Genomic DNA, 17761 nt, shown 5'->3' on the forward strand with positions numbered 1-17761 from the left:
CTCTGTCGCGCTTGCCTTTACCTCAAAGGAACACCTGCCGAAACCCCTGCCAGCGAAAGGAAGCACTTGAGCGGCCCGGAATACTTTGATCAAGGCGATCTGGTCGCGGTTCTTACCGCGCAGCCGTTGGATCGTACGCTGGACTACAAGGCACCCGAGGGCGGGTGTTTTCCGGGCGCGTTTGTCGAAGTTCCATTGGGTCCGCGTAAGGTGTTGGGCGTGGTTTGGGGGGCGGGCCGGGGCGATTTTGATCGATCCAGAATCCGCTCGGTGATCCGGGTTCTGGATGTGGCGCCGATGCGCGAGGAATTGCGTCTGTTCCTGGGGCGAGCGGCGGACTACACGCTGACGTCGATGCCCGCAATGTTGCGGCTGGCCACGCGCGCGCCGGGGCTCGGCGATCCGCCATCGATGCGCAAGGTCTATCGGTTGGGACATGCCGATCCGGACCGTCTGACCGACGCGCGCAGGCGGGTTCTGGAAGTATTGCGGGACTATGGCGGTCTCGCCTTTACGTTGAAAGAATTGGCCGGGATGGCCGGGGTCACCCCGTCGGTCGTCAAAGGGTTGGTCAAGCTCGGGGCCGTGAGCGAGGAGGACAGCCCCCGGGACCTGCCCTATCCGATGCTGAACCCGGATATGCCGGGTAAGGCGCTGACCGATGATCAGGCCGCGGCGGCCCAGGCGTTGCGACAATCGGTTCAGGGTGGGGAATACGGGACCACTCTGCTGAAAGGCGTTACCGGGTCGGGCAAGACCGAAGTCTATCTGGAAGCCGTGGCCGAGGCCGTGCGGCGCGGCAGGCAGGCGTTGGTCCTGTTGCCCGAAATTGCGCTGACGGCCGAGTTTCTGACCCGCGTCGAAGCCCGCTTCGGCGCCCGTCCGGCCGAGTGGCATTCCGGTGCAACACTGACCGAACGGCGCCGGGTCTGGCGTATGGTCGGCCAGGGGGATGCGCAGCTTGTCGTGGGTGCGCGCTCGGCCTTGTTCCTGCCCTTCCGCGACCTCGGACTGATCGTGGTCGATGAGGAACACGACACCTCCTACAAGCAGGAGGACGGGGTTCTGTACAACGCCCGCGACATGGCCGTTCTGCGCGCGGCGATCTGCGCGGCACAGGTGGTTCTGGCCAGTGCGACGCCTTCGCTGGAAAGCTGGGCAAACGCCGAAGCAGGGAAATATCAGCGGCTCGACCTGACGTCGCGCTTTGGAGAGGCGGTTCTGCCCGAGATGAAATCCCTCGACATGCGTGCCGAGCGGTTGCAGCCGGGGACATGGATCTCCCCGTCGCTTCGGCAAGCGGTCACCCACCGGATGAGCAAGGGGGAACAGTCGCTTTTGTTCATCAACCGGCGCGGCTATGCGCCGGTTACACTGTGCCGGGCCTGCGGCAATCAGATCGGTTGCGATCATTGCGATGCGCGCATGGTCGAGCATCGCTTTCTTAAACGCCTGATGTGCCATCAGTGCGGCGAGACCAGGCCGATGCCCGAAGCCTGCCCTTCCTGCGGGGTCGAGGGCAAGCTGGCCCCTGTCGGGCCGGGAATCGAGCGGCTGGCGGAAGAGGCCGGGGCGGCGTTTCCCGATGCCCGTATCGCCTTGCTCAGCTCTGACCTGTTCGGGTCGGCACGAGCCCTGAAGGAAAAGATCGAAGAGATTGCCGGAGGGGATGCTGATATCATCATCGGCACTCAGCTCGTGGCCAAGGGGCACAACTTTCCGAAACTTACGCTGGTCGGCGTGATCGATGCCGATCTTGGCCTGCAGGGCTCTGATCTGCGGGCGGCCGAACGAACCTTTCAACTGATGCGGCAGGTGGCGGGTCGGGCCGGGCGGGCGGACAGGCCGGGGCAGGCGCTGCTGCAGACGTTCCAGCCCGAACACCCGGTAATCCGGGCGATTCTGGCAGGTGACGAAGAAGCGTTCTGGAAGGCCGAAGCTGCAGGGCGGCAAGCGGCGGGTGTGCCGCCCTACGGGCGTATGGCGGGGATCATCCTGTCAGGGCAGGAAGTTGGCCCGGTATTCGATCTTGGTAATACGCTGGCGCGCAACGACATGGCCATCCGCCAGATCGGAGCGCAGGTCTTTGGGCCCGCACCTGCGCCAATCGCGCGTATACGGGGACGGCATCGTGTTCGGTTGCTGGTCAAGGCACCCAAGGGCGCGCCACTGCAGGAGGCTATCGCGCGATGGATCGCGCAGATACGGCTCAGGGGCGATATGCGGCTGGCGGTCGATATCGACCCGCAAAGTTTCTATTGAAGGTCAGATCGGAACAGTTCCGGGTTTCTGATCGACCAGAATGTCGGTCGCCATGGCTCCGATCCACATGCAGAACAAGGCCAGCCACGCGGTACCGGCAAAGATCGACCCGCCGGTAACGCCCGCGCCGATGGCACAGCCCCCAGCCAGCATGCCGCCAAAGCCCATCATGGCGGCGCCGATCATCGCCTTGCGCATGGTGAGTGCATCGTCAAAGGCCTGAAACCGCATTTCGCCCGCCAGCCATGCGGCGAGCATCGCGCCGATGAAAACGCCGGGGATCAGCCCGACGTCAAATTCCAGAACCGCGTCACGTTCCAGAAAATACATCAGCGTATGGGCCGAAGGCCCGGTGAAGGTTGCGCTTTCGATCTGGATCGGCTCGAACGCGATCTGTGCCAGTGCATAGGTCAGAACCCAGCCCAGCGCCACGGCGAACCCGACGCCCGAGGCAAAGATCAACCGTGTCGCTCCGATTTTCTGCCGAAACGACAGGAACAGCGCGAAAACCGCGATTGCTGTACCGATCACCAGCCCCCCGTATTCAGGCAGCCCCAGCGTCGAAAGCATATCCATGTTGCGCCCGCCATCCGTGATCCATAGCGCGGCCAGGCGGTCGCGCGCGGGCGAAAGAATGCCCGTGAGGCTCATCTGCGCGACGACCGCAAAGATCAGCCCTGAAACCAACGAACGCAGGTTTCCCGTCGCCGCCAGCACCAGCAATCGCCCCGAGCAGCCCCGTGCCAGAACCATGCCCGCCCCGAACAATAGTCCGCCGATAATTGCCCCGGACCAACTGCCGGGAACGGCCATCATTCGTGCGTCGGCAGAATCCATCAGGCCCAGCAATTGTGCCGATTGAACCCAGACGACGGCCGTCGAAAAGGTCAGGAGCCAGACCGAAATCTTGTCTTCGATCCTGCCACGGGCGAATTCGACCGTGGCCGCACGCAGGCAGAACCGTGAGCGCTGCGCGGCAATGCCGAAGGTTATTCCGGTAATAAGGCCGAACAAGGCGGCGGTGGGGGCTTCGCCGATCCGTTCGACGAGATTGACGAGGTCCATGGCAAACTCCATCGCATGCTCGGACCGAGACATAATTTGATATTCCAATCTCTGCATTGATGCAGATCAGATGTGCGGAAACAGGTTTTCTCTCGCCAAGGTTCCTTATTGGGCGTAGAGGACATCTCATGTTGAAACCCATCCCCTTGTCGGATGCACGGACTCTGCCGTTCTGGCGCCGCCCGGTCACGTTGCTCTTCGTCATGGCCATGACCATGCCGATCGCGTTCAATGCGTGGAGCGCCTTGCTGAACAATTTCGTCATCGAGGTAGCGAATTTCGACGGTGCGGATATCGGTCTGTTGCACACGGTGCGTGAAATCCCGGGGTTTCTGGCAATCGGAGTGATAGCGGTCATCCTCGTGATCCGGGAGCAGGTTCTGGCGATGATCTCGCTTGCACTCCTGGGTGTTGCCACGGCGGTCACGGCATGGTTCCCAAGTCTTGGCGGATTGCTGTTCGTGACGCTTTTCAGTTCGATCGGCTTTCATTACTATGAGACGGTCAACCAGTCGCTGCAACTGCAGTGGCTGCCCAAGGATCGCGCGCCGCAGGTTCTGGGATGGCTTGTCGCCACCGGTTCCACCGCCACGCTGGTTGTCTACGGCCTGATCGTGCTGACGTGGGACCGCTTCGATCTGGCCTATAACACGGTCTTTATGGCCGCTGGCGGATTGACCACGGTTCTGGCACTTTTCTGTCTGGTGGCCTTCCCGCAGTTTGAGTCCCCGACCCCGCAGACCAAAAAGCTAATATTGCGCCGCCGGTACTGGCTGTATTATGCTCTGCAGTTCATGGCCGGGGCGCGGCGGCAGATATTCGTGGTGTTTGCAGGGTTCATGATGGTCGAGAAGTTCGGTTTCGACGTGCATGAGCTGACCGGATTGTACCTGATCAACCTGCTGATCAATATCGCGGCCGCGCCGATGCTCGGTAAGGCGGTGGCGCTGTTTGGTGAACGCAGAACACTGATCTTTGAATATACGGGTCTGGCGATGGTCTTTGCGGCCTATGGCGGAATCTACTGGTTCGGCTGGGGTGTTCTTCTGGCGGCCATCCTTTACGTGATCGATCATGTTCTGTTCGCGCTGGCGCTCGCGCTCAAGACCTATTTCCAGAAAATTGCCGATCCGGCCGATATCGCGCCGACCGCCGCCGTGGCCTTTACCATCAACCATATTGCGGCGGTGTTCCTGCCCGCGTTGCTGGGGCTGCTGTGGGTGGTGTCCCCGGGGGCGGTGTTCGGGCTGGCTGCGTTGATGGCTCTGGTGTCACTTGGACTGTCGCTGTTGATTCCGCGCCATCCGGAACCCGGCAACGAGACGGTGTTCTCGAAATACGTCGCGACGCCCGCGGAATGAGCCCTCATGTCTGAAAAGGGACGGTTCCTGACCGGGTCGACAATGGGGCATGTGGTGCGCATGACCCTGTCGGGGGCGGTGGGAATTACCTTTGTGTTTCTGGTGGATGCGGCCAATCTGTTCTGGATATCCAAGCTCGGGCAGCCCCGTCTGATGGCGGCCATCGGATTCGCATTCGCAATCCAGTTTCTGTCAGTTAGCGTCGGCATCGGGTTGATGATCGCCGCCACGGCGCTGATTTCGCGCAGGATCGGGCAGGGGCGGCGCGGGCTGGCGCGACGGCAAGCCACAAGCGCGCTGATTCTGGCGTTTCTGATCCAGACCGCCACGGGGCTGATGATCTTGCTGTTCCGCCACCAGATCGTTGCCGTTTCCGGGGCCGAAGGCGAAACCGCCGCCTTGGCGGCGCGATATCTTGCGATAACGGTGCCTTCATTGGGCATCATGGCTGCGGGTATGATCGTCAACGGGGCGCTGCGGGCAGAAGGCGACGCGGTGCGGTCGATGTCCGTAACGCTGGCATCCGGCGCATGTGCGATGATCATTGATCCCGTCCTGATCTATGCTCTGGGCATGGGTCTGGACGGCGCCGCGATCGGTGTGGTCCTGTTCCGGTTCGTCATGCTGGGTCTGGCGCTTTATTTCGCGACCGTTCCGCACAATCTGCTGGCGCGTTTGAAATGGCGGGACTGTCTTGGCACCTTGCGCCCGTATTTCCTGATTGCCGTTCCCGCAATTTTGACCCAATTGGCGGCGCCAACCGGCAACTATATCCTGACCTCGGTTATGGCACAGTTTGGCGACCAGGCCATGGCCGGATGGGCGGTCGTGGGTCGGCTCACGGTTGTCGCATTCGGAGGTATATTTTCCCTTGCGGGCGCAATCGGTGGCATCTTCGGCCAGAATTTCGGCGCGCGGGATTATGACCGGGTCAGATGTACCTATCGCGACGCCATCCTGTTCGGCCTGGGGTATACTCTGGTTATGTGGGCAATGTTGGCTACGGCAAGCCCGGCCATTGCCCGGTGGTTCGCGCTGCCGGAGGCAGCGCAGGAGGTTCTTGACGCCTTTACCCATGTTGGCGCCGGCGGCTTCGTTTTTGCTTCGATGCTGTTTGTCTCGAACGCGGCGTTCAATGCCTTGGGGCGACCCAGACGTGCGACACTGACGAACTGGACGCGCGATGTCATGCTGACCTTACCGGCGGCTTTGTGGCTGGCATCGGTATATGGATCATCCGGCGTAATCTATGCGCAAGCCTTGTGCAGTCTGGTTGTCGGGATCGGCGCGGGCGTATGGGGATGGAAATACGCAGTGTCCCTGAGCCGCGAAAGGCTGCCAAAGCTTGACCTCGAACCGCCGCGGTCCTACGCGCATGCAGACAGATTCAGGAGACGCTGATGCCCACATTTACCGCACTGACCACACTGAATGGCAAGACCGCAGCCGATGGGCTTGGCGAAGCCATGGAGCGGCTGGACCCCGAACCGACCGGGATCGGCGTTTTCGAGGTTGAGGATGGATCGGGCCTGTGGGAAATCGGTGGTTATTTTACAGAAGCGCCTGACGAGACCGCGCTGGCCGTTCTGGCCGCCGCTTTCGGGGCCAGGCCGTTCGTTGTTTCGGAACTGCCGGAAACCGACTGGGTCGCGCATGTCCGGCGCGAGCTGGCTCCGGTCGAGGCGGGACGGTTCTTCGTCCACGGCAGCCACGATGCCGACAAGGTGCCGGAAGGCAGCGTGCCGCTGCTGATCGAAGCAGCGATGGCATTCGGAACCGGACACCACGGAACGACGCTTGGCTGCCTGCGGGCGCTGGATCGCCTGATCGAAAGCGGGTTTCAGGCCACCAAGGTTGCCGATATCGGATGTGGAACGGCAGTTCTGGCAATGGCCGCTGCGCGGGTCTGGACCGGGGATATTCTGGCCAGCGACATCGACCAGGTTGCTGTCGATGTTGCCGAAGCAAATTTGCGCGCCAACGGGATGGAAGGCACCGTCCGCTGCCTCGAAGCGGCAGGGTTCGGCCACCCGGAACTTGAGGAATCCGGCCCTTATGAGCTGATTTTCGCCAATATACTCAAAGGCCCACTTGTCGCTCTGGCGCCCGAATTGGTGGAACACCTTCAGCCGGGGGGCTACGCAATATTGTCGGGGATTCTTAATGAGCAGGCCCAAGATGTAGCGTCAGTTTATCTCGAAAATGGAACCAATTTGGTGGAAAAAGAAGAAATTGGTGAGTGGACGACGCTGACATTAAAGAAAAATGGCGAAAAATAGGCCGGTTTTGGGGGATTCTTCGATTTTCGCCATGCTTTTGGCGCAATTCAACCGTAGCCTGATTTCCGGATGATGGGAGGGCGAGGCCCGGAGGCTGCAATGGTTGATAAGCCAATGGAGTTTGATCAGAGAATACGGCGCTTGAACAAAAAGCACCAATCCATGTCGCGCGGTTACCTTGCCAAAATGCGCTCGGACGGTCTGATTGTGATGAAGCCGCAAAGAATCCGGTCAGCATTACCGCTTCGGGTTCTCGTGATGTTCGGTGTCGCCTTTTTCGTTTTCAAGGCCTTCCTTCTGGCGGTCTTGGGGCAAGCGTCCTACAACGACCGGGTTACGCGCCTAAGTGAAGGGACTTCGGTTGAAAAAGCAGGTGCATGGGTGATGCAGATTGAACCCGTGTCCGAGTTGATCGCAACTCAGATAGGTTCGATTTTACGCTGAAACTCAAAGAGCAGACAAAAGGAAAAACGCCGCGTAAGGGAGAGTACGCGGCGTTTTCAATTCGCCCAAAATATGGGAGAGTGGGCAGTTTGTAAGTGGTGGCGTCAGCGCCGACCCTCGGCGACAATATCAATGTCGCCACGGCACAGGCCGATATCGTCCAGTTCGCGATCCGACAACTCAGACAGCGCGTTACGAGTGGCGCGGGCGTCATTCCATTCGATCACGGCGTTGAGGGCCGATGTGAAAAGCTCGCCGATACGGCCAACAAGGCCGAACGAGCCAGTGGTGGTGCGGGAGGTGTCCAGAGCAGCCATATCCTGTTTCCTTCTGTTAGTCGTGACGTTCTTCGTTTCGATCTGTCGGGCATCTAGTGATGTCGGGGTGCGTTCACAAGCGCAGAAAATGCATGTGTCCTATGCGGTTTTTGCAAGGGTAGGAGGACGTGAAACGTCCATGAAACATTGGTGAGTTTATGTTTTGAAAAGCGTCGATTCCTGACCTGAATATGTCGAATTACGCCGTTGGGGTCGCGCACATGATACTGGTGTCGCTTTTATGCGTGATCGCAAATCTCTTGGAAAATGTTCTTGTTTCGTGCTAGTGCGATAAAAAGGCATCAAAACATCGAGCGGGCCGAGGCAAATTATGCGGATTCTGGGCATTGATCCGGGGTTGCGAACCCTGGGATGGGGCGTCATCGAATCACATGGCAGCCGTCTGAGTCACGTTGCAAACGGCCTGTGCCATTCCGATGGCGATGATCTTGGTGAAAGGCTGTTGTCCCTGCACAACCAGATCGTCGAAGTAATAGATGCCCATGCGCCGGATCAGGCCGCCATCGAACAGACTTTCGTGAACAAGGATGGGGCCGGAACGCTGAAACTGGGGCAGGCGCGGGGTGTGGCTTTGCTGACGCTGGCGCAAGCGGGGTTGCCGGTCGGGGAATATGCGCCGAACCGGGTCAAGAAGACCGTCGTGGGCGTCGGGCATGCCGAGAAGGAACAGGTTCTGCACATGGTCAAACTGCAATTGCCGGGGTGCCGGCCCAAGGGCGCGGATGCGGCGGATGCGCTGGCCATCGCGATCTGTCACGCCTATTACGGCAGGACGCAACCGGCGCGGCTGAAAGAGGTGCGGGCATGATCGGCAAACTGACGGGGCGACTGGATTACCGGGCTTCGGATCATATTCTGATCGACGTGCGCGGCGTCGGGTACATCGTCTATTGCTCGGACAGGACCATGGCCGCGCTGCCCGGAGCGGGTGAGGTGGTGGCCCTGTATACCGATCTGGTGGTGCGCGAAGATCTGATGCAGCTTTACGGCTTTACATCGCTGGCCGAAAAGGAATGGCACCGGCTGTTGTGTTCGGTACAGGGCGTCGGAGCAAAGGTGTCGCTGGCCATCCTGGGCGCATTGGGTCCCGACGGGGTCAGCCGCGCGATTGCATTGGGTGACTGGGCGTCCGTCAAGGCCGCCAAGGGAGTTGGCCCGAAAACGGCACAACGGATCGTACTGGATCTCAAGGACAAGGCGCCGGGCGTGATGGCGATGGGTGGAACGGTTGCCGATGCGATGGACGGGATGATTGCCGAGGTGGTCGATCCGGTCGAGTCCGTGGCCGCACCCGTACGAAAAGTCGCGCCGCAACAGCCGATCGGTGCAGCAGCATCGACTGCCGGGGCGTTGTCTGCGCTGTCCAATCTCGGGTACGGCCCGTCCGAGGCCGCTGCCGCGGTGGCCGAGGCCGCGGCAGACCAACCCGATGCGGGTGAGGCGGAGTTGATCCGCGCTGCGCTGAAACTTCTGGCTCCGAAAGGCTGAGTGACTGATGGTTGATGCCGATCCAACCCTCCGCCCCGAGCCGTTGCCCGAGGACAATGACCGCGCCCTGCGTCCGCAAGGGCTGGGCGAGTTCATCGGCCAGGCCGAGGCGCGCGCCAATCTGCGTGTGTTCATCCAGTCGGCGCGCCAGCGGGGCGAGGCGATGGATCACACTCTGTTTCATGGTCCTCCGGGGCTGGGCAAAACGACGCTGGCGCAGATCGTGGCGCGCGAACTGGGGGTGAATTTCCGCATGACTTCAGGGCCGGTGCTGGCCAAGGCGGGCGATCTGGCGGCGATCCTGACCAATCTGGAGCGGCGCGACGTTCTGTTCATCGACGAGATCCATCGCCTGAACCCCGCGGTAGAAGAAGTGCTTTATCCCGCGATGGAGGATTTCGAGCTTGATCTGGTCATCGGCGAAGGCCCTGCCGCGCGTACGGTGCGGATCGAGTTGCAGCCGTTCACCCTGGTCGGCGCGACGACGCGGATGGGTCTGCTGACGACCCCCCTGCGCGACCGTTTCGGCATTCCCACGCGGTTGCAGTTTTATACAGTGGACGAGTTGCACGAGATCGTCACCCGAAACGCCCGCAAACTCGGTGCGCCTGCCGATCATGATGGCGCTCGCGAGATTGCGCGGCGCTCACGCGGGACACCACGGATCGCGGGCCGCTTGCTGCGCCGGGTGGTGGATTTCGCGGTGGTCGAAGGCGACGGGCGGATCACGCGAGAACTGGCCGATGGGGCGCTGACCCGGCTTGGCGTGGACAATCTTGGACTGGACGGGGCTGACCGAAGGTATCTCAGGCTAATCGCCGAAAACTATTCCGGCGGGCCGGTGGGGATCGAAACCCTGTCCGCCGCCTTGTCGGAAAGCCGCGACTCGCTGGAAGAGGTGATCGAGCCTTTCCTTCTGCAACAGGGGCTGATCCAGCGTACGCCGCGCGGACGGATGCTGGCGCAGAAGGCTTGGACGCATCTGGGGATGCCGGTGCCAAAGCGGCAAAGCGATCTATTTGGTTGATGCCGCGCGACATAGATTTTATGCCACCGGCGGGAGTATCTGGAAAAGATGAAGATCCGCACGTGACCCCAAAAGAGATCGAAGCCCTGTTTGCCCGCGAAAGCGGTGAGTTCCTGTTCGCCCGCTGGGGGCGGCCCATCGTCCCGATCGTCTTTGGTGTCGAGGACGAGACCCTGTCGGTGGTCAAGGGCGCGTTCGAGGCGGTGGTGGCGCTGGCCGGGCACAGGATGGCCGAGACCGATCCGGAACTGGGCGCCAATTGCATGATCTTTTTCTTTCGTGAATGGGACGAATTGCTGGCGGTGCCGGATCTTGACAGGCTGATCCCCGATCTCAAGCCGCTGGTGGAACGGCTGGTTGCGGCAGAGGCCAATCAATACCGGGTGTTTCGGTTTGAAGAAGATGGGTCGATAAGAGCGGCCTTTGTGTTCCTGCGCATGGACAGCCAATTGTCGGATATCTCCGCCGAAACGCTGGCTCTCAGTCAGGTTGTGCAAACGATTCTGTTGTGGTCCGACACCGCGTTCCGCGAGCGGTCTCCACTGGCGGTTGCCGGTGACGCAACGATCCTGCGCCCCGACATTGCCGGGCTGATCCGGGCTGCCTATGATCCGGTTCTGCCGGGGGCCACGCGGGACAGCTCCCACGCGCTGAGACTGTTCGCCCGCCTGGAGCAGCCGCAATGAAGCATGTCTTTCCCGTCCGGGTCTACTATGAGGACACCGACATGGGGGGCATCGTTTATCACGCGAATTACCTGCGGTTCATCGAACGCGCCCGTTCGGATTGGGTTCGGCAGTTGGGCAATGACCAGAATGCGATGCGCGATGCCGGGATCGTCTGGGTCGTCCGCCGGATTGAGGCCGATTACATTTCGACCGCGAAATTCGAAGACGAACTGGTTGTAGAGACCGAAATGGTCTCTCTGTCAGGCGCGCGGCTGACTATGTCGCAATCGGTCCGGCGCGGCGACGCCGAGGTGTTCCGGGCCATGGTGACCGCTGTCTGCATGAACGCAGACGGCAAACCGGTTCGGCTTCCGGCAGAGATTCGCGCATTGCTGTAACATTTTTTGCATCGGGGCTGGTTCTGATGGCAATTCATCCCGATCTGGGCTAGCGTTCGCCAAAACAAAGGCCGAACGAATGGCCCGACAGGCAGAAAAAGAGCAGATTCATGGAAGCTGAGACGCTGGCGCTGGCGCAGGAGATCGATTTCTCCATGTGGGGGCTGTTTGCCCGCGCAACATTTGTCGTGAAACTGGTGATGCTGATGCTGATCTTTGCGTCCTTCTGGTCGTGGGCCATCATCATCCAGAAAATGATCAACTACCGAAAGGCCCGGTCCGAGGCGGACGAGTTCGACGAGGCGTTCTGGTCTGGCAATCCGCTGGACGAACTGTTCGATCAGACCGGGCCGCAGCCGGACGGCAGTTCGGAAAAGATTTTTGCCGCCGGGATGATCGAATGGCGGCGTTCCCATCGAAATGATGGCGGGCTGATCGCGGGGGCGCAGGCGCGCATCGACCGGTCGATGGATGTCGCGATCGCCAAAGAGGCGGAAACGCTGCAAAAAGGGTTACCGGTGCTGGCGACCGTGGGTTCGACCGCGCCGTTCATCGGCCTGTTCGGAACCGTCTGGGGCATCATGAACGCCTTTATCGAGATCGCAGAGCAGCAGAACACGAACCTGGCCGTGGTTGCGCCGGGGATCGCCGAGGCGCTGATGGCCACGGGTTTTGGTCTGTTGGCGGCTATCCCGGCAGTGATCTTCTACAACAAACTCAGCGCTGACAGTGACCGGATCGTCTCGGGCTACGAGGCTTTTGCGGATGAATTCGCCACGATCCTGTCGCGTCAGTTGGATACCTGACCCATGGGTGCGGCAGTTCAGCAAAAAAGTGGTAACGGGCGCAGGCGGGGTCGGCGGCGCGGCGGCGCCCGGCCGATGTCGGAAATCAACGTCACGCCTTTCGTGGACGTGATGCTGGTATTGCTCATCATTTTCATGGTGGCGGCGCCGCTGCTGACGGTGGGCGTGCCGGTGGATTTGCCCAAGACGGCCGCATCCGCCCTGCCCACCGACAGCGAAGAGCCGCTGACGGTCACGATGACGGCGGATGGCGGCGTGCAGATCCAGACGACGGGTGTCGCCCGCGCGGAATTGATTGGAAAACTGCGGGCCATTGCGACAGAACGATCCAGCGACAAGGTGTTCTTGCGTGCGGACGGTGCCATTCCTTATGCGCAGGTGATGGAGGTCATGGGAGCGCTAAATGCAGGTGGGTTTTCGAATGTCGGCCTTGTGACGGATACCGGCGGGCCGACGCTGGATGATGGTTGAGGGTGAGGACGCGGTTTGCAGACCGGTACCAAGATCTCTGGTGTCGCCCATGTGATTGTGATCGGATGGGCCGTATTCGGCGGTGCGTTCCGGTCCGAACCGTTGCCGTTCGAGGTGCAGGATGTGTCCGTGATCTCGGCTGAAGATTTTGAAGCCTTGTCCGCGCCGCAGGAAACGCCTGAAGTGTCCGTTACGCCTGCCGTGCTGCAACTCCCCGACGTGCCGGATGATCGGCCAACCGCGCCGGAGCAGGTTGAGAACGAACAATCTCGCCCCGAACCGGAAGCGCCTCCCGAGCCCGAGGCGGAAACGGTGCCTGATCCAATTTTGCCGACACCCGATCCCGAAGTGTCCGAAGAGCTTCCGACGCTGCAGCCGCCCCAGCCGGAAGTTGTCGCGTTGCCGGTTCCGCCGGGACCCAAGCCGAAACCACGCCCGGCCGACAAAGTTGCGCCGCAACCGGTTGCACCGCCCCCGCCGGACGTGACACCTGACGATGTGGAAACACCACCCGTCGCGCAGGAAGAAGGCGCCGAGGAACCGCAGGAGCAACAGGAACAGACGGCGCCCGAGGAGGCGACGGATCAGATCGTGACCGAAGCGGAGAAGAGCAAGGAACTTGCGCCCGACCGCTCTCCGCGCCCGCCGTCTCGGCGGCCGCCGCCTGAACCCAAACAGGTCGCAGAAGACAATCCCAAACCAGCGGACACGTCTGAAACGACTGCGGAAAATACTGAAAAGGCGATAGACGATGCCCTGAAGCAGGTGTTGGCAGGCGGGCAGGACAGTGCGCCCGCGCCGACTGGTCCACCGCTGACCGGTGGGGAAAAGGACGCACTGCGCATTGCGGTTTCGAATTGCTGGAATGTCGGATCACTGTCGACCGAAGCGTTGAAAACGACCGTTATCGTTTCGGTGGCCATGCAGCAGGATGGAACGCCTGTTGTCAACAGCATTCGCCTGCTCGACAGTTCCGGTGGGTCGTCCGGGGCCGCGCAGCAGGCGTTCGAGGCCGCGCGCCGTGCAATCATACGGTGTGGCAGCAAGGGCTACGGCCTGCCGCCCGAAAAATATGGCCAGTGGCAGAATATCGAGATTACATTCAACCCCGAGAGGATGCGGATCAAATGATGAAATTCCTGACCAGCCTCCTACTGGGTGCGGCGGTGTTCGCCATGCCCGCCGTTGCGCAGAACCCGCCGCTGAGGCTTGAGATCACCGAAGGCGTGATCGAGCCTATGCCCTATGCGGTGCCGAATTTCGTACCGGACAACGCGGCGGCGGCGGAATACGCAACACAGATCGCAAGGGTGGTGGCGGCTGATCTCAGTGGAACGGGGCTGTTCCGCGAGATTTCGTCGGATGCCTTTATCAGCCGCGTAAGCAGCTTTGAGGCCCCGGTGCAGTTTGCCGACTGGAAGGCGATCAACGCTCAGGCGCTGGTAACCGGGGCTGTCAACGTATCCGGCAGTCGCCTGATTGTCCGGTTCCGGGTCTGGGATGTGTTTTCCGGCGCAGAACTGGGCGATGGGCTGCAATTCACGGGTACGACGGATGGCTGGCGCCGCATGGCCCACAAGGTTGCCGATCAGGTCTATAGTCGTATCACGGGCGAGGACGCCTATTTCGACAGCCGCGTGGCCTTCGTGTCGGAAAGCGGTCCCAAGGACCAGCGCCGCAAGCGTCTGGCGATCATGGACTACGACGGTGCCAACGTTCAGTATCTGACCGACAGCGCAGCCATCGTTCTGGCCCCCCGGTTCTCGCCAACCGGTGACCGGCTGTTGTATACCAGTTATGAAAGTGGCACGCCGCGCATTTACGTTCTGGATATCGGCAATGTGCGCCGTCAGGTTCTGTCCACCCAGGACGGTACGATGAGTTTTGCCCCCCGTTTCTCGCCCGATGGACGAACCGTTCTGTATTCTCTGTCACAAGGTGGCAATACCGATCTTTGGCGGATGGACCTCGCCACGGGTAACAGCACCCGGCTGACCAGCGCGCCGTCGATCGAAACCGCGCCCAGCTTTTCACCGGATGGCAGCCGGATCGTGTTCGAAAGCGACCGGTCCGGTTCGCCACAACTTTACGTCATGCCTGCCGCGGGCGGCCAGGCGACGAGGATCAGTTTCGGTCCGGGCCGTTACGGTACGCCGGTATGGTCCCCGCGGGGCGATCTGATTGCCTTCACCAAGCAGAACGAGGGTCGCTTTCATATCGGAGTGATGCGTGTCGACGGCACGGAAGAACGGCTGCTGACGGCGTCCTTTCTTGATGAGGGGCCGACATGGTCCCCCAATGGCAGGGTGATCATGTTCACACGGGAAACGCAGGGCGCGGATGGGCGTTCTTCGCTCTATTCGGTGGATATTTCGGGGCGCAACCTCAAGGCGGTGCGCACGCCGGATGGTGGCAGTGACCCGACCTGGTCGCCCTTGCAGAAATAGCGGCTTAACGTCTGCGCGATTTCGTTCACATGGAACGGGCAGTGTGGTACATAGAACCAAACAACAAACAAACCATGAGGCGACTGGAAATGAACGTATTGAGCAAATTCGCCGCTCTGGGCGCGGTAGCGCTGCTTGCGGCTTGCAGCAACAATGACCCCTCGACCTGGGGCAATGGCGGAGCGGGCGGAGCCGGAGGGGCTTTGGCCCCCGGATCGGTCAGCGATCCGCATTCTCCGGCCTATTTTCAGCAGGCCGTCGGTGATCGGGTGCTGTTTTCCGTAGATCAGTCGACCCTGACACCCGAGGCGCAGGCCACGTTGCAAGCGCAGGCGGAGTGGCTGATGAACAATCCCGATTTCACCGCGACAATCGAAGGCCATGCGGACGAGCAGGGCACAAGAGAATACAACCTTGCCCTCGGCGCCCGCCGGGCCAATGCGGCGCGTGAGTTCCTAATCTCGCGTGGTGTTGCGGGCAACCGGCTGACGACCGTCAGCTATGGCAAGGAACGCCCGATCGAGATTTGCAGCGACGAGGCGTGCTATTCCAAGAATCGCCGGGCCGTTACGGTCCTGACCGGCTCGACCACGGGGTAATCCAATGCGCATCGTGGCCTTGGTTCTGGCAGCAGTTGTTTCCACGGCGGGCGGTGTGCGCGCGCAGGATCAGCAGACACTTGCGGATATCCGACAGGAACTTACGGTTCTGCATGTAGAAATCCAACGCCTCAAGCGCGAGTTTTCCACCACCGGATCGCCGTCGCCCAATCTGGCGGGCAGTTCGGTGCTGGAGCGTGTCGATGCGATCGAGGCCGAAGTGCAGCGTCTCACGCAACAGACCGAGCAACTGAACGCACGGGTCGAACGGATCGTGGCGGATGGCACCAATCGGATCGGGGATCTGGAGTTTCGTCTGGTTGAACTTGAGGGTGGCGATCTGAGCTCATTGGGTGAGACGACGACGCTGGGCGGTGAAACGGCCGGAGAGTCCTCGCCCGCCATTGCACCGGCGGCACCGTCAACATCGCAAGGAGAACAGCTGGCCATAGGCGAGCGATCCGAATTCGATGCCGCCTCGCAAGCGCTGAGTGAGGGCGATTTTCAGAAAGCGGCCGATCTGCTTGCCAATTTCGACTTGAACTATCCAGGCAGCCCGCTGTCCGCCGAAGCGCATTTGAGGCGCGGGCAGGCTTTGGATGGTCTGGGCGACACACGCGAGGCGGCGCGGGCTTACCTGGCCAGTTTCACCGGCGATTCGGAAGGGCCGCTGGCTCCGGAAGCCTTGTACGAACTGGGCGCGGCGCTGGGGCGTTTGGGGCAGACCGAGCAGGCCTGTATCACGCTGGGTGAGGTCGGTGTACGCTTCCCGGTTTCGTCCTCGGTTGCGGAGGCCGGTCGGGAGATGGCGGCGCTGGGCTGTTCTTGACGCAGGACTTTCACGACCTTCAGACGGAAATTCGGGCCGGGCTGCCCTCTGAATTGCCTGCGTGTCTGGGCGTGGCGGTGTCTGGCGGCAGCGATTCGGTTGCACTGCTGAGCCTGTTGAACGCGGCGCTTGAAGCCGAAAACACCGAGTTGCTGGCCGTCACGGTCGATCACGGCCTGCGCGATGGCTCGGCCGAAGAAGCCAGGGGCGTGGCCGCCTTGGCTGCGGGAATGGGTCTGCGCCATGAAACGTTGTGTTGGGCGGGCTGGGACGGAACCGGAAATCTGCAGGACAAGGCGCGCTATGCGCGGTACCGGCTGTTGACCGATTGGGCCAAACGCAATGATGTTTCGGCGCTTGTCCTGGGGCATACGGCGGACGATCAGGCGGAAACGGTTCTGATGCGGCTGGCCCGCGCTGCGGGCGTCTCGGGGTTGGCGGCGATGGCGGGCCGACGTGAGCAGGATGGCATTGTTATCCTGCGGCCGATGCTTGGGATCACGCGGGAACGTTTGCGTCAATATCTGCGGGCTGCAGGTTTGGCGTGGGTCGAAGACCCGTCGAATCAGGATACCCATTTTGACCGGATCAAGGCGCGAAAAGCACTGTCCGGGCTTGAAACACTGGGCCTCACACCCCGGGCTTTGGTGGAAGTTGCGCAAAATATGGCGCAAGCGCGCGATGCTCTGAACCACTATGTGCTGCAGGAAGCCCAAGATCTCACGCGGATTTCAGATGGCGATGTTCTGGTCAGCCGCCAAGGGTTTGATGCGCTTCCAATGGAAATCGCGCGGCGGCTGATTGTCGGGATCGTCACATGGATCGGCGGTGGGCCTTATCCGCCGCGCCGGGCGGCGGTGCGGCGGACCGTGTCGGCGGTAGCGGAAGGAAAGACCGGCGTTTTGGGCGGATGCCTTTGCCTGCCGGACGGAGAGAACGTGCGTTTCTGCCGTGAATACAACGCAGTCCGCGATTCCGTTTCCGACGTCGGCGCGACCTGGGACCGGCGGTGGCTGGTCTCCGGGCCGGCACAGGATGGTCTTGAAGTGCGGCCGTTGGGGGCATCCGGCCTGCTGCAGGTCCCGGATTGGAGGTTGGTCGGCAGCCCATACGCGGCCCTGCTGGCCTCGCCCTCGGTGTGGTTCGGCGAAGACCTGCGATCGGCCCCGCTCGCCGGATTCGCCAATGGCTGGGAGGCGAAACTGCGTTCAGGTAGTGAAGAGTTCTACGCATCTCTTTTATCGCATTGAACCTGCGGCAATCATCTCTATTTTAGTGG

Annotated in this window: 19 protein-coding genes; 17 read left to right on the forward strand and 2 right to left on the reverse strand. The window is 61.3% G+C overall.

The genetic code is table 11. The features are described 5' to 3' along the window. The first annotated feature begins 66 nt into the window (after positions 1-66). On the forward strand, positions 67-2262 hold the full coding sequence (locus ACR0AO_RS00325) for a primosomal protein N' (RefSeq protein WP_480598511.1): 2196 nt from the start codon (positions 67-69) through the stop codon (positions 2260-2262). Positions 2263-2265: 3 nt separating this feature from the next. Here ACR0AO_RS00325 and ACR0AO_RS00330 read toward each other — a convergent pair whose 3' ends face one another. Then, complete coding sequence (locus ACR0AO_RS00330) at positions 2266-3327, reverse strand: YeeE/YedE family protein (protein ID WP_480598513.1); 1062 nt, start codon at positions 3325-3327, stop codon at positions 2266-2268. A 128-nt stretch (positions 3328-3455) separates the two neighbouring features. Between ACR0AO_RS00330 and ACR0AO_RS00335 the strand changes: the two genes are divergently transcribed. The 4 genes from ACR0AO_RS00335 to ACR0AO_RS00350 all read left to right on the forward strand — a co-directional run bounded on the left by ACR0AO_RS00335 (position 3456) and on the right by ACR0AO_RS00350 (position 7411). Beyond that, positions 3456-4688, forward strand: coding sequence for an MFS transporter (locus ACR0AO_RS00335; RefSeq protein ID WP_480598515.1), 1233 nt, complete (start codon positions 3456-3458; stop codon positions 4686-4688). 6 nt (positions 4689-4694) lie between these two features. Continuing rightward, on the forward strand, positions 4695-6089 hold the full coding sequence (locus ACR0AO_RS00340; protein WP_480598517.1) for an MATE family efflux transporter: 1395 nt from the start codon (positions 4695-4697) through the stop codon (positions 6087-6089). After that, the gene (locus ACR0AO_RS00345; protein WP_480598519.1) at positions 6089-6967 is read left to right on the forward strand and encodes a 50S ribosomal protein L11 methyltransferase; all 879 of its coding nucleotides are present in this window, start codon (positions 6089-6091) and stop codon (positions 6965-6967) included. Before ACR0AO_RS00340 ends, ACR0AO_RS00345 begins: the two co-directional genes overlap by 1 nt. Positions 6968-7066: 99 nt before the next feature. Then, positions 7067-7411, forward strand: a complete 345-nt coding sequence (locus ACR0AO_RS00350) for a hypothetical protein (protein ID WP_480598522.1) — start codon at positions 7067-7069, stop codon at positions 7409-7411. 104 nt (positions 7412-7515) lie between these two features. Here the strand turns inward: ACR0AO_RS00350 and ACR0AO_RS00355 are convergent, their stop codons facing one another. Continuing rightward, entirely contained in the window at positions 7516-7728 is a 213-nt protein-coding gene (locus ACR0AO_RS00355) for a DUF1127 domain-containing protein (protein ID WP_480598524.1), read from the reverse strand. A 331-nt stretch (positions 7729-8059) separates the two neighbouring features. On the opposite strand from ACR0AO_RS00355, the gene ruvC reads away from it, so the two are divergent. The 12 genes from ruvC (at position 8060) to tilS (ending at position 17732) form a co-directional block, all read left to right on the forward strand. Continuing rightward, complete coding sequence (gene ruvC, locus ACR0AO_RS00360; protein ID WP_480598526.1) at positions 8060-8557, forward strand: crossover junction endodeoxyribonuclease RuvC; 498 nt, start codon at positions 8060-8062, stop codon at positions 8555-8557. Next, positions 8554-9237: a Holliday junction branch migration protein RuvA gene (ruvA, locus tag ACR0AO_RS00365; RefSeq protein WP_480598528.1), complete on the forward strand. Its 684-nt coding sequence runs from the start codon at positions 8554-8556 to the stop codon at positions 9235-9237. The genes ruvC and ruvA overlap by 4 nt, the downstream gene beginning before the upstream one ends. A 7-nt stretch (positions 9238-9244) precedes the next feature. Further along, positions 9245-10264: a Holliday junction branch migration DNA helicase RuvB gene (gene ruvB / locus ACR0AO_RS00370; protein WP_480598530.1), complete on the forward strand. Its 1020-nt coding sequence runs from the start codon at positions 9245-9247 to the stop codon at positions 10262-10264. Positions 10265-10326: 62 nt separating this feature from the next. Then, positions 10327-10950, forward strand: coding sequence for a hypothetical protein (locus ACR0AO_RS00375; RefSeq protein ID WP_480598532.1), 624 nt, complete (start codon positions 10327-10329; stop codon positions 10948-10950). Next, entirely contained in the window at positions 10947-11330 is a 384-nt protein-coding gene (gene ybgC / locus ACR0AO_RS00380; RefSeq protein ID WP_480598534.1) for a tol-pal system-associated acyl-CoA thioesterase, read from the forward strand. The genes ACR0AO_RS00375 and ybgC overlap by 4 nt, the downstream gene beginning before the upstream one ends. A 110-nt stretch (positions 11331-11440) precedes the next feature. Next, positions 11441-12136 (forward strand): protein TolQ, encoded by a 696-nt coding sequence (gene tolQ, locus ACR0AO_RS00385; protein WP_480598537.1) that lies wholly within the window; start codon positions 11441-11443, stop codon positions 12134-12136. A 3-nt stretch (positions 12137-12139) separates the two neighbouring features. Continuing rightward, a complete protein-coding gene (tolR, locus tag ACR0AO_RS00390) occupies positions 12140-12607 on the forward strand; it encodes a protein TolR (protein WP_480598539.1) in 468 nt (155 codons plus the stop codon). A 15-nt stretch (positions 12608-12622) separates the two neighbouring features. After that, complete coding sequence (locus tag ACR0AO_RS00395; RefSeq protein ID WP_480598541.1) at positions 12623-13738, forward strand: energy transducer TonB; 1116 nt, start codon at positions 12623-12625, stop codon at positions 13736-13738. Beyond that, a complete protein-coding gene (tolB, locus tag ACR0AO_RS00400; protein ID WP_480598543.1) occupies positions 13735-15054 on the forward strand; it encodes a Tol-Pal system beta propeller repeat protein TolB in 1320 nt (439 codons plus the stop codon). The genes ACR0AO_RS00395 and tolB overlap by 4 nt, the downstream gene beginning before the upstream one ends. 89 nt (positions 15055-15143) lie before the next feature. Beyond that, a complete protein-coding gene (gene pal, locus ACR0AO_RS00405; RefSeq protein WP_480598545.1) occupies positions 15144-15653 on the forward strand; it encodes a peptidoglycan-associated lipoprotein Pal in 510 nt (169 codons plus the stop codon). 4 nt (positions 15654-15657) lie between these two features. Continuing rightward, on the forward strand, positions 15658-16482 hold the full coding sequence (gene ybgF / locus ACR0AO_RS00410) for a tol-pal system protein YbgF (protein WP_480598547.1): 825 nt from the start codon (positions 15658-15660) through the stop codon (positions 16480-16482). After that, positions 16479-17732 carry a tRNA lysidine(34) synthetase TilS gene (gene tilS / locus ACR0AO_RS00415; protein ID WP_480598550.1) on the forward strand — a complete coding sequence of 418 codons (1254 nt, stop codon included), beginning with the start codon at positions 16479-16481 and terminating at the stop codon, positions 17730-17732. The genes ybgF and tilS overlap by 4 nt, the downstream gene beginning before the upstream one ends. The last annotated feature ends 29 nt before the right edge of the window (positions 17733-17761 follow it).

Source organism: Ruegeria sp. AF8 (assembly GCF_056541825.1).

What these genes read in the sequence shown, in the direction of transcription:
- ACR0AO_RS00330 (WP_480598513.1), bottom strand. Translation starts at nt 3,327, where the DNA reads ATGGACCTCGTCAATCTCGTCGAACGGATCGGCGAAGCCCCCACCGCC.
- ACR0AO_RS00335 (WP_480598515.1), top strand. Translation starts at nt 3,456, where the DNA reads ATGTTGAAACCCATCCCCTTGTCGGATGCACGGACTCTGCCGTTCTGG.
- ACR0AO_RS00340 (WP_480598517.1), top strand. Translation starts at nt 4,695, where the DNA reads ATGTCTGAAAAGGGACGGTTCCTGACCGGGTCGACAATGGGGCATGTG.
- ACR0AO_RS00345 (WP_480598519.1), top strand. Translation starts at nt 6,089, where the DNA reads ATGCCCACATTTACCGCACTGACCACACTGAATGGCAAGACCGCAGCC.
- ACR0AO_RS00350 (WP_480598522.1), top strand. Translation starts at nt 7,067, where the DNA reads ATGGTTGATAAGCCAATGGAGTTTGATCAGAGAATACGGCGCTTGAAC.
- ACR0AO_RS00355 (WP_480598524.1), bottom strand. Translation starts at nt 7,728, where the DNA reads ATGGCTGCTCTGGACACCTCCCGCACCACCACTGGCTCGTTCGGCCTT.
- ruvC (WP_480598526.1), top strand. Translation starts at nt 8,060, where the DNA reads ATGCGGATTCTGGGCATTGATCCGGGGTTGCGAACCCTGGGATGGGGC.
- ruvA (WP_480598528.1), top strand. Translation starts at nt 8,554, where the DNA reads ATGATCGGCAAACTGACGGGGCGACTGGATTACCGGGCTTCGGATCAT.
- ruvB (WP_480598530.1), top strand. Translation starts at nt 9,245, where the DNA reads ATGGTTGATGCCGATCCAACCCTCCGCCCCGAGCCGTTGCCCGAGGAC.
- ybgC (WP_480598534.1), top strand. Translation starts at nt 10,947, where the DNA reads ATGAAGCATGTCTTTCCCGTCCGGGTCTACTATGAGGACACCGACATG.
- tolQ (WP_480598537.1), top strand. Translation starts at nt 11,441, where the DNA reads ATGGAAGCTGAGACGCTGGCGCTGGCGCAGGAGATCGATTTCTCCATG.
- tolR (WP_480598539.1), top strand. Translation starts at nt 12,140, where the DNA reads ATGGGTGCGGCAGTTCAGCAAAAAAGTGGTAACGGGCGCAGGCGGGGT.
- tolB (WP_480598543.1), top strand. Translation starts at nt 13,735, where the DNA reads ATGATGAAATTCCTGACCAGCCTCCTACTGGGTGCGGCGGTGTTCGCC.
- pal (WP_480598545.1), top strand. Translation starts at nt 15,144, where the DNA reads ATGAACGTATTGAGCAAATTCGCCGCTCTGGGCGCGGTAGCGCTGCTT.
- ybgF (WP_480598547.1), top strand. Translation starts at nt 15,658, where the DNA reads ATGCGCATCGTGGCCTTGGTTCTGGCAGCAGTTGTTTCCACGGCGGGC.